General features: G+C 41.0%; 7 protein-coding genes. All 7 read right to left on the bottom strand.

All coding sequences use genetic code 11. The features are described 5' to 3' along the window. Positions 1-480 precede the first annotated feature (480 nt). Positions 481-1,296, bottom strand: coding sequence for an endonuclease/exonuclease/phosphatase family protein (locus tag JOC28_RS02855; protein WP_205009136.1), 816 nt, complete (start codon positions 1,294-1,296; stop codon positions 481-483). Between the two features lie 362 nt (positions 1,297-1,658). Continuing rightward, complete coding sequence (locus tag JOC28_RS02850) at positions 1,659-3,848, bottom strand: PTS transporter subunit IIBC (RefSeq protein ID WP_205009135.1); 2,190 nt, start codon at positions 3,846-3,848, stop codon at positions 1,659-1,661. Between the two features lie 535 nt (positions 3,849-4,383). Then, positions 4,384-5,394 (bottom strand): LacI family DNA-binding transcriptional regulator, encoded by a 1,011-nt coding sequence (locus JOC28_RS02845; RefSeq protein WP_205009134.1) that lies wholly within the window; start codon positions 5,392-5,394, stop codon positions 4,384-4,386. 540 nt (positions 5,395-5,934) lie between these two features. Further along, on the bottom strand, positions 5,935-8,451 hold the full coding sequence (locus JOC28_RS02840) for a carbohydrate-binding domain-containing protein (RefSeq protein ID WP_239548823.1): 2,517 nt from the start codon (positions 8,449-8,451) through the stop codon (positions 5,935-5,937). A 152-nt stretch (positions 8,452-8,603) separates the two neighbouring features. Beyond that, positions 8,604-9,347 (bottom strand): 16S rRNA (uracil(1498)-N(3))-methyltransferase, encoded by a 744-nt coding sequence (locus JOC28_RS02835; RefSeq protein ID WP_205009133.1) that lies wholly within the window; start codon positions 9,345-9,347, stop codon positions 8,604-8,606. Next, on the bottom strand, positions 9,347-10,300 hold the full coding sequence (prmA, locus tag JOC28_RS02830) for a 50S ribosomal protein L11 methyltransferase (protein ID WP_205009132.1): 954 nt from the start codon (positions 10,298-10,300) through the stop codon (positions 9,347-9,349). The genes JOC28_RS02835 and prmA overlap by 1 nt, the downstream gene beginning before the upstream one ends. Then, positions 10,284-12,335, bottom strand: a complete 2,052-nt coding sequence (locus JOC28_RS02825) for a hypothetical protein (RefSeq protein ID WP_205009131.1) — start codon at positions 12,333-12,335, stop codon at positions 10,284-10,286. The genes prmA and JOC28_RS02825 overlap by 17 nt, the downstream gene beginning before the upstream one ends. Between the last annotated feature and the right edge of the window lie 43 nt (positions 12,336-12,378).

The following is a 12,378-nucleotide window of genomic DNA, read 5'->3' as shown; positions in this document are numbered from 1 at the left end:
TTACAGCTTAAAACAGTAATCTTACAAATTTGTAAGAAACATCAATCTGTAGACTGCTCCATTTGATATCGCTAGCAAAAAAGAGCCTGGAAACTTCTTCCAGACTCTCAAAATGTAGACAAACCTAGTTTACAACAAAATTTAAAATCAAAGCTTTGCTTACTTAAAATAAATGACCGATTTCATGCGAGCGTTAGCGAGCCCCAAAAGATACTTCCGCCGTGATAAAAGTGTAAGAAATGCCTTTATAAAAGCATTTCTTACACTCGGAATATTTGAGAGTGAGACAGTCCAGTGAACTGTCTCAGGTCTGAGCCTTAAAACTAGAAAGTGAAGAGGCTCAAATGGAATTCCACTGATTCCTGAAATCATCCACTGGATAATTTCACCTGACGTCCGAAATCACTTAAGGAAGTATCAAGAAAAAGACTTTGTCTTCAGAGCCTGGAAACTCCGTCTAGACTCTTAGTCAATTTCTATCTATAATTCCAATTCAATTTCCAAACCGAAGTGGTCACTGACAACTGGGCTGTTTTCGCCATCAAAGATAACCTTAGAAGACTTAAGAGTTATACCTTGGCTGACAAAGGCATGGTCAACCTTGAGCTGCTGGCTGTTGCCTTCCCAGCCATCGATATCAGCTGTAATAGTGAAATCCCCTGAAACTTCTGCCGCAATCTTATGACTGTCTGCCAGCTTGAGAGAACTTGCAAGAACAGCTTGATAACCTTCTTGGTCAGTTGGATTGTTGAAATCCCCCATCAAAACCAGAGGACAATCTTCCTCAGAAAGCGCAGCTTCGAGCTTTCGCCACTCTCCTTGGAAACCCTTATCCCACCAAGAGAGATGAAGGCTAGTGAAAGAAGCTCTGCTATTTCCCAAAACCGTCTCAACTGAAAGGAGACGACGTGTGTGGTAGTCTGTCTCATCATCCACATCGGAAACCAGAATGTCACGAGGGCTGATCTCAGTCAGGCTAAGCAGAGCAACGCCTTCGTGGTACTTGTCATAGCCGATATGATTGTAGGCCCAAGACCAGTGGTAGGTCAGACCCGCCTTGGCCAAGTCAGTTACCAGCTTGAGGGCAAAATTATCCTCATGAATAGGAGGATTGACAGCTAGCGCAACATAATTGAGAGGATTTGCCACCTCTTGGCTAGTCATCAGCTGGTTAATCTCTTGAAGGCAGATAATATCATAGGCTTCCTTTTTGAGTCTATCAAGAAGGGCAGCATACTTGTTCTCAAAATCCTCCTCCATCCAACTGTGTGTATTTAAACTAAGGCATTTTACCATGACTTTTCCTTTCTCAATAAGCAAAGAATTTGGAGCATAACCCCAAATTCTCAAAATATAGATAAACTTATTTTTTAAAATATTAGTAAAGCTCTGCTTACTTAAAATAGAATACCTATTTTTGCGAGCGATAGCGAGTACTCCAACAGTCTCAGAGAGGCTGTTGGAGTCTTACTAGATACTTCCGCTGTGATGAAAGGGTTAGAAATACTTTTATAGAAGTATTTCTAACCCTCGGAATATTTGAGACCTAAGACTCAAATATTAGTCATGGAATTCCACTGATTCCTGAAATCATCCACTGGATAATTTCACCTGACGTCCGACATCACTTAAGGAAAGTATCGAAAAATCTCTCTTTACTAAATCTCAATTTTAGCAACTGCTGTTTTAGCTGCGACTTGTCCTGTTTGTGTAAGGGTTACAGATTTGATTTCAGCTGTGTTTGTGAAGGCAACGATGATTGTTGTTTCACGGTCTGCTGATTTGATTGCTTCAAGATCTGCTACCAAGAGGAGGTCTCCTGCTGCGACACGGTCACCTTCAGCTACCTTAGCTGAGAATGGTGCACCGTTGAGGGCAACAGTATCAATACCAACGTGGACAAGAACTTCAAGACCATTGTCAGTCAAGATTCCTAGGGCATGTTTGGTTGGGAAGACGCTTGTAACCACACCGGCAACTGGAGAGTAGACACTGCCGTTTTCTGGTTCAACTGCGAAACCATCACCCATCATTTTTTGTGAGAAGACTGGATCGTGAACTTCAGTGATTGGAAGAACCACACCATCTGCAACTGAGACAGCTTCTTCTGTCAAACCTTGGAAGTTTTTCTCTTCAGCTTCTTGAGCTGTTTCTTCTGCTAGGCTTACTTTTGGAATAGCTACGCCAGAATCAAACAAGTCTTGAATATCTGACTTAAGGACGTCTGCTTTAGGACCGTAGATAGCTTGAACACCGTTCCCTTTAAGAACAAGTCCCATAGCACCGATTTTCTTCCAAGCATCTTCTGAAGCGACTTTATCGATATCTTTAACAGTGACACGAAGACGAGTCATACATGCGTCAACGTCTTCAACGTTAGCTTTACCACCAAGGGCGTTGATGATTTTAACAACTTGTGAGTTAGCATCTGCTGTTTCTGGATTTGCATCAAAAGCGTCAGCATTTTCATCAGCAGCCAAGTCATCGTAGTTACCGTTACGACCTGGAGTTGCATAGTTGAATTTCTTAATCATGAAGTTGGCGATGAAGTACATTACAGCACCTGAAACGATACATGCAATGATGAAGTTTACCAAGTCCATGAAGAGACCACCTTGGATAATCATTGGTGTACGAGTAAGGAGCTCGATATCACCGAATGAGTGAACACGAAGGTTGATAACATCTGCAAGACCAAATGTAATACCTTGAATAACTGCGTATACAACGTAAAGTGGCATTGCAACGAACATGAACATGTATTCGATTGGTTCAGTAACACCTGTCAATAGGGTTGCTGCAATTGTTGAGATGAACATTGCACTGTATTGTTTTTTCTTGTCGCTATCAACATTTTTGTACATAGCTAGCGCAAGACCAATAAGTGTACCTGATGAACCGATCATTTGACCAACTTTAAAGCGGGCTGGCGTTACAGTTTCAAGCAAGTTATTGTAAGCTGCTGTGTCACCGCTTTGTTTGAAATGAATCAAGTCTTGAATCCAAGCCAACCAGAGTGGGTCTTGTCCAAGAACTGTCTTACCAGCTTGAGCACCTGTCAAGATTTCGTAGGTACCGCCCAATTGAGTGTAGTTCATTGGGATTGTCAACATGTGGTGAAGACCGAATGGTAGAAGCAAACGTTCAAGTGTTCCGTAAAGGAATGGTGCAAAGAATGGTGCTGTGTCTTGTGATGAGGCAATCCACATACCAAAACCGTTGATAGCTGATTGGATAACTGGCCAAACAAGTGCCATAAGCAAACCAACGAGTGCTGAACGGTAGATAACAACGAAAGGTACGAAGCGTTTTCCGTTGAAGAATGAAAGCACATCCGGAAGTTTACGGAAGTTGTAGTATTTGTTGTAAGCTGTTGCCCCAACGAAACCTGAGATGATACCAACAAAGACACCCATGTTAAGTGCTGGTTGACCAAGCACATTGATGAAGTAGTCTGAGACAAGCATTGAACCACCAAAAATATTGTGGACTGTAGCGCTGTCGTCAGCGATCATATCAAGTGTCACACCGTAAACGTGACCTGTAATCAAGTTGATAAGGATGAAGGCGATACCGGCTGCAAATGCACCACCAGCACGCTCTTTAGCCCAGTTACCACCGATTGCCAATGCAAACAAGATATGAAGGTTATTGATAACACCCCAACCAATTTGCGCAATAACATTGGCAACTGTTGCCAACAAAGTGTTGTTCGGATCAATCAATGTCAATGAGTTACCGATACTTACCATAAGACCCGCTGCAGGCATAACAGCGATAACAACCATAAGACATTTACCGAATTTTTGCCAAAATTCAAAACCGAACTTTTCTTTCAGTTTATTCATGTTTCCCTCCTTCACAAACGACAATGCAAACGTTTGCGTAATTTGATAGTCTTATTATATCATGTTTTCAAATATTGTAAAGCGTTTTCTGAGTATAAAATAAAAAAAATTGAGTAATCATACAATTACTCAAACCTGGTTGAAGACAAAGTCTTTTTTCGATACTTTCCTTAAGTGATGTCGGACGTCAGGTGAAATTATCCAGTGGATGATTTCAGGAATTAGTGGAATTCCATTTGAGCCTCTTCGCTTTCTAGTTTTAAGGCTCAGACCTGAGACAGTCCACTGGACTGTCTCACTCTCAAATATTCTGAGTGTGAGAAATGCTTTTAAATAGGCATTTCTTACACTTTCATCACGGCGGAAGTATCAGGTAAATGCCTAAGACAGTCTACTAGACTGTCTTAGCACTCCCGCTCGCATAAATCGGAAAATTCATTTGAAGTAAGCAGAGCTTTGATTTTTAATTTTGTTGTAAACTAGGTCTGTCTACATACTGATTTGAGTAATCATACAATTACTCAAACCTAGAGGACTACAAATACGGTGTTGAGCCTCTTTCGATAATCTCATGGGGGAGAAAATAAGGTTTATCGAGCCCTTTAAGATTTCTCTCCAGTAGAAGGCTGGCTGCTTTTTCTCCTAATTGGAAAGGAAAAATTTCAACAGATGTTAGAGAAGGCTTTGCCAGCTCTGTCACCATGGTGTTATTGAAGCTGATCATGGCAAAGTCTGACGGCTTGTACTGCAACCATTCTAGAATGCGCTGCGTTCTCACCGCAATCACGTCATCGCAACAAATCATGGCTTCTATCTGGGGATTTTGCTGCAAAAAGCTCTGCAACTCTGCCATAGTCTTAGCCTCATCAACCCGCGATAACTGAAAGCTCAGTGCCTTGAGCCCTAAGGACTGCATACGGTCCAGATAGCCCTTGATCCGCTCCATCTCAACCATCTCATCCAGATCCGTGTAGAGGAAAAGGAGGTTTTGATAATGCCTGTCTAGCAGAAACTGAGTGACATCCTGACCAGCTTGGAAGTTGTCATTATCCACGAACATGGTCTCCTGATTGGCAGGTCCATAAGCCTGACCAACAACCACGCAGGGCACCTGCTCCTTTTGCACAAAGCTAAAGGCAGGATCATCCTTTTTAGAATAAAGAAAGATGAACTTTCTGATATTACCACTTCGAATCAAGGTTTGAATATTTTTAATTAGCTCCTCATCGCTACGCCCGCTAGCTAGACTGACCATGTAATCTTTCTCCGTGCAAACACTGGTAATCCCCTGAATAATCTGCATGAAGAAGGGGTTATTTCCTAGCGAATCCTGATTTTCACGAACAGGCAGGATAATTCCGATAGTATTCGACTCACGCTTGACCAAGTTCTGAGCTGAATAGTTGGGAGAGTAATCCAACTCTTCCATAGCCTTGCGCACCCGCTCCTTGGTCGCTTCGCTAATCATCTTATTATCATGCATGGCTCTAGAAGCCGTCGATGGCGATACTCCTGCTAACCTCGCAACATCTTTAATTGTTGGCATCAATGGCTCCTTTCATCTCTTTAGAATGTTTCTAGCATAGCATTTTTACAAAGTTTATTCAAGCGCTTTCATGAAAGTGGAATGAAAGATAACAGAAGCATCAACTTGCCCTCCCTTAATTAACAAGGACCAGCCTAGCAATATTTAGAGTCCAAACAGAGCTGTTTTTCTTGACCTTACGATTCTTTCTAAATCAACTAAAACAAAAAAGAGAGAATCAAATTGATTCTCTCCCTGGTTGAAGACAAAGTCTTTTTTCGATACTTTCCTTAAGTGATGTCGGACGTCAGCGACTTCCTGCGGAATTCCATGACTAATATTTGAGCCTAGAGTCTCAAATATTCCGAGTGTAAGAAATGCTTCTATATAGGCATTTCTTACACTTTCATCACGGCGGAAGTATCTTGAGGTGCTCGCTATCGCTCGCATGAAATAGGTTATTTATTTTAAATAAGCAGAGCTTTTGTATCCAATTCCGTTGAAAGTTGGGTTTGTCTACATTCTGAGAGAGAATCAAATTGATTCTCTCTCATTACAAGCTTATAGTTGCCCAAAGCTCTGTCTTGGATTTTCTAAAGAATGAATAGAGAAGACAGGACTACTGATCCAATTCTCACCTTCTGGCAATTGTGGGATCTGATAGATAGACCCTTTGCGGTTTTTTAGTGCCTTGTACGTAATTTGATCATAGATCGCTTGACTGCTAGTCTGTTGAGGTCGCTCTTGAGAAGGAATTGCCATTGCTGGGAAATTCTTTCCTTCTCTAAATGATACGCCTCTATCTTGCCATGCATTAACCTGACTAGCAGGAGTTCGTCTACCTTGACCTTGTCTACTTGCAGTAGGACGATAAAATGGTTGGTCTGCTGTTTCGGATGTTATTGCATTATCCGATGCTTGACTTTCACTCGTTGCAACTTCTGAAGTTACTGTGGTATCTGATGCAGCGGCTTCGCTTGTTGCGGTTTCTGAAGTGGCTGTCGTATCTGACGTTGTAGATTCACTTGTTGCTGCTTCTGAAGTGGCTGTGATATCTGACGTAGCGGCTTCGCTTGTTGCTGCTTCTGAAGTGACTGTCGTGTCTGATGCAGTTGTTTCACTTGTTGCTGCTTCTGAAGTTACTGTTGTATCTGACGTAGCGGCTTCGCTTGTTGCGGTTTCTGAGCCAGTCGGCATTCCTGAACCTGGGAAGTCTGGTGGCGTCATGCCTGCGAAATCTTCTGGGTTGAAATCAGAAGGCATTTCTCCTGATGGTGGGGTCATTCCTCCCATACCGCCAGGACCAAATGTAGTCTCTGAAGTCTCTTGAGTCGCGGTTGCTGTTGCGCTTGCACCACTAGAAACGGTAATGGTATAGCTTGTTCCTGATGTCAAAGCTTCTGTTGAAAAGACGACATTTCCAAAGCTTGCCGCTGCTGTTGTTGTCGCAATGACGTTGCCATCACTATCAGTGACTGTAATGGTATCTCCAGCAGAACCTGAGACATTGGCAATAATATAAGATTGACTAGAACCTGTTGAAAAGGCTTGTGCCATTCCTTGATTACCAATAGCCCAGACCGTTCCACCAGAAATAATACCTGTACCATCATAGTCGATAGCAGCATTATCAGCACCAGTTTGAGTTACATAGACCTCACCACCAGTAACGGTAACATTCCCATTGGCATCAAGACCGTCACCATCTGCTACCACGTAGACCGTTCCACCATTGATGACAATAGCAACTTCATTTTCAATGGTTTCAGAGCTATCAACCAACTCAGACAAGTCCGCATCATCCTTGGTTGTCCATTCAGTCGCATTGATACCATCGTCACCTGCATCGATAGTCACTGTACCATTATTGATCGTTACTAGACGAGCTTCGAATCCTTCGTCGCCTGATGTAACAGTCACCACAGAATCACCATCAATGGTCAAGGCATCGCTAACGGTAATCCCTTTATCCGATGATGTAACCGTCACGGTAGAATCCGTAATAGTCAAGTCTCCACCATTGACTGATGTTTCATCCTCAACCTGAATACCATCGTCACCTGCTGTAATCGAAAGGGTTGAATCTGTGATGGTCACTTGACTGACAGCATGGATACCATCTTTAGCTGTAGAAGTTAAAGAAAGATTAGCGCCATCCAAGGTCACACTATCCGCATCAATCGTATGATCTTCGCTAGATGTCAAGGATAGCTTGCTATTGTTCTTGCTAGAAATATAGAGGGCACCAGCCGTTTCAATCGTCGTCGCTGTTGATGAAATCGAACTATCTTCTGAAATTTGAATGTACAAATCAGTCAAGGCACTGATAGTTGTCGCATCCAAGGTAACTCCATTTAGCTCAATAGTGACCGCATCTGTCACATCATCAGCTACTGTAATAGTATAGCCTGAACCAGTTCCTGTTAATTGATAAGTTCCTGCTGCTGTGATGGTGATGGTTGTTCCAGAGATGGTCACACCATAATCACTACTTGTACTTGCTGTGCTATCTGAAAAAGTGATGACATTGTCAACTTCGCTAGAAGTATCTGAAGTATCCGAACTAGAATCAGTCGTCGTATCCTCTTCAGTTGTTACCGTAGTAGCAGTTTCGCTAGTCGTTGCTGCTGTTTCACTAGCTGTCTCTGAAGAAGTTGTTGAGTCAGTACTTGTCGTTTCCTCAGTCGTAGACTCACTTACTGCTTCTTCCGAAGAGGTTGTCTCTTCACTAGTTGCTTCTGAGGTTTGCGTCGTTGTTTGCTCAGAAGTGCTTGTTGTATCAGATGACTGGTCTGTCGTTGTCGAAGTTGTTTCAGTCGTTACAGTAGTTGCTTCATCGCTGGTCGTACTGTCACTTGAGGTATCACTACTTGTAGCGCTTGTATCTGATTGAGTTGTGCTGGTAATGACTGTTGTGTTGGTCGTTTCATCTGCAGATACCAACTGACCCATGCCCATACTTGCGCCGACAACCACAGTTAAACCGAGTGTGGCAACAGCTCCCTTAGCCCATTTGGCTGTTCTAATAGACCCATGGCCTCTTGTCTGACTATCTTTTTTAAATGCTAGTTGTCTCATATTTCTTTCGTTTACCTTTCATCATTTTCCCTTTTGGTACTATTAGTATGACAATCGGTCCTTAAAGAGACCCTAAATTTTTCTAAACTTTTTCTTAATCTAGCCCTAACCAAGAGACCATAAAAGAGGCGGGACTTCACTCCCAACCTCTCTTATTTCATCATTTCTGTCGCAAAGCTCACGGCACTCAAGGCATAGAGTGGAGCTGTTTCCGTACGCATGATACGTGGTCCCAAGCCCACTTTTATCGCTCCAGCCTCTTCGAAAGCTGCGATTTCTTTTGGAGAAACGCCCCCTTCTGGTCCGAAGATGAAGAGGAGCTTGTCTCCTGCTTTTACAGTCTGTAAGTTCTGGGCTAGCGCTGACAATTCACCCTCCTTGGCAGACTCTTCATAGGCGATAAAAATCTTATCGAAGCCGTTAAGCTCTGCTTGAAAGTCAGCCTTCTTCTCAAATAAACGAACCTGAGGAAGACGATTACGTTTGCTCTGCTCTGCTGCGCCCAGAGCAATTTTTGCCAGCTTGTCCTCTTTCTTGGCCAACTTTTTACCGTCCCATTTGACCACTGACCAGTCTGCTGGAAAGGCCCAAATAGCTGCAGCACCTAGCTCCGTCGCTTTCTGTGTCACCAAGTCCAGCTTATCACCCTTTGGAAAACCTGATGCGATGGTCACTTGGACTGGCATTTCAACATTGCTATCTAGCTCTTCTAGGACTTCAAACTGATGAACTGCGCTGTCCACTACCTTTGCCAGACGCTTGATGGCATCATCAAAGACCAAAACCACCTCGTCACCCTCGGTCAAACGCATGACGTTAAACATGTGCTTGATGGTGTCCTTGTCCTCAATAGTCACCTGCTGTTTCGCTTTGCCATTTACAAAATACTGTTGCATTAGCCGCCAATCACTCCTGAAATATCATCTGTCTTTTTGAACACACAAGCATTCCACTCACCTTGAACCATATGAGTCTCAAGGAAGAAACCAGCTTTTTCAGCACTTTCACGCACCATGTCCCATTTTTCAGAAATGATACCAGACATGATGAGATAACCCTCATCCTTGACCAAACGGTAGGCATCGTCTGTCAGATGAATCAAAATATCCGCCAAAATATTGGCAACAATGACATCCGCCTCTTGCTGGACACCTTTGAGCAGGTCACCAGCAGCCACATGAATATTGTCAGTACCAGGATTCATATCGATATTTTCCTGAGCCACGCGCACCGCAACATCATCCAAATCATAGGCATAGATGTCCTTGGCACCCAAAAGGGAGCTAGCGATAGATAAAACGCCAGAACCAGTCCCCACATCGATAACCGTCTCACCACCACGAAGCACCTGCTCCAAAGCGAAAAGACTCATCTTAGTCGTTGGGTGAGTCCCAGTCCCAAAAGCCATACCAGGATCTAGCTTGATGATTTTCTCACCAGCCTTAGCCTCGTAGTCCGTCCATGACGGCACGATGGTCAAATCATGGGTAATGCGAGCTGGCTCATAGTATTTCTTCCAGTTATCAGCCCAGTCCTCTTCGACCAATTCCTGACTGTCAAGGCTGACGCTACCAGTCGCAAGACCAAAGCCTTCAAAATCAGCCAAACGCTCTGCCAAATCAGCCTTAACCGCCTCAATATCAAGCGTATCAGGATAGTAGGCAGTAATAGCAATCATATCAGACTGCTCTACCTCAGGATAAAGCTCGCCGAAACGATCCTCCTGTCCAACATAGTCAGCCGAGTCGCTAATGGCAACCCCCTGACTACCTGTTTCAATCAATAAATTCGAGACAGCTTCCTCTGCCTCACGATTCACGTGAACCGTTAGTTCATTCCATGTGTTCATTTGAGTTCCTCTTTTCCATTGTTTGTTTTAACATCATTTCTTCATTTATTTTAACGACACATATAATTAGAATTAATAATGCTATTGAATAGTCCAAATTATACTGTTGCTCGGTTTTATATGCTGGTGAGCCATGCTGATACTTATTTCTTACTCCCAAACTATTGTCAAACTTACTGTTATTAACTAAATAATTCAAATAGTCTGACTCACTTCTTGAAAATAGGCTGCTCCCAAATTCTATCATCCCTTTGTCAGAGAGTTCATCCAACATTTTCCTTTCATCATCACTAGCATTAATATAACTAACATCGCTAAACCAATATAATTCTTTTAAAAGTTCAATTTCTTTATCATCAACAAAACTTAATTTGTCTTCATCATCGGATAGTATCCCATTATCTATTAAAAATTGAATATTAACCTGCTGATAATTTAAAAAGTCACCTTTTTTTACCATATGACTATTAATAAGTTCCACTAGAGTTTTACCATATCTATTTTTATCAATACAAATTAAATGGGATTGATCAGAAAATAGCATTTCTAGTATTTTTTGTATCTGCTGATTATCTGCCACATAGGCATATTTTTTAGAAATGAAGCTTGGCAAACTTTCAAAACTAGGAGTTACTTCCTGAAGGTTATATAACTCCTGATCAACCTCACTATTTTCAATGAGTAATTTATACTGTTTTCGAATTTTTTCCTCATTTTTAAAAATGGTACTAATTTTATTATCAATAGCATCATCTTCAGGCGAAAAAGTAAACGGTAGCCATTTTACCCCTAGCATTGATGAATAATCAGAGAAGTACCAATGAACTATCTTTTCGAGGCTAGAATTAAACTCTCTCAATAATCTTTGATATTCAATTATATGACAACTAACCTGTTGTTGCTTAATTTGAAAATATTGCGTAGAGTTATATGAATTTTTTGTAGAAACCCCTATACTACTAGAAATTACTAGCGTTTCCTTGTGTGGAAAGCTTGGTAGTAGTAGCATATTTTTCTCTGAAAAAATCAATCTATCTTTTGATAAATAAGTAAACAACTCCTCGGATTCTTGACAACTAGCTAACTTTATACGATCAATTAAAGATATCATGTATAACGTTAGCTGCTCATCAACTTGTTCACCGGCAGATCTCATAATATTATTTAGAATACTCTTATCTATCATCTCAGCCATCGTTAAAGATGATAAGCTCTTATACTCTAAACTTTTCTGCTTGTAATTTTCTTTATCAGTATATACTTCATATATAACATGGGGCCCAAAGTCTGATTTATCAAAATTTTCGTTAAAAGCATTGGAAATATTTTGTATTTCTAACTTCTGTTTATCTGTTATCGTAAAGTATCCTTTCCCTAAACCTCTTATTGGGCGTAGCAAAAGTCTTAAATAATTTAAATTTGATTCTCTATCATGTATATAGTCTTCTAACAGTAAGTTCCATTCATCTTTAGATATGTTATCAGGAATAAAATAATTTTCTGTATTCAAGTCAGTAAAATTACTTAACAAAATCTCTAAATGAATAGCTTTACATAAAAATGTCTCTTTTATAAAATTTGGATACCTTTTAAAGAAGTATTTGCCTTTTAACAGATATCTCAAAGATAAGCTACTTTGCCAGAATATTTCACCAAAGAGATCTTCTGGAATTTTGGAAGAATAATCGAACTTCGAAAAAATTTCAAAAAAATCGTCGCGGTACTCATATTCATCTTTTAATTGCAGCATATACTCTTGTATTAGCTCTGACGATGCTTTACCAAAAAAGTTTTTACAAATTTTCTTTAAATTTGGAATGGAAAATTTTATTTCATCAAGGTACTCCATTGTCCAGTTTACACTATAGCTTCCTGATTCAATAATCTTTATTGCATTCTCTAATTCAATAGCATCCGCAAAATCACCAAGTATCTCAGAGGGTTTCATATACAAAGAAAAAATCTCTTCCATTCTTGAAAAATAAAAAGAAATTGATAAATCACTTGCACTATAGAATTTCACTCTTTGTTTCATAATTTTCCTATCCAAATTATTCCATATAAACTTCTATATTATC

Origin of the sequence: Streptococcus loxodontisalivarius (assembly GCF_016908645.1) — a bacterium.
GTDB classification, from domain to species: domain Bacteria; phylum Bacillota; class Bacilli; order Lactobacillales; family Streptococcaceae; genus Streptococcus; species Streptococcus loxodontisalivarius.
Note: the sequence above shows the minus strand (reverse complement) of the source record. Positions and strands in the feature narration are given on the sequence as shown.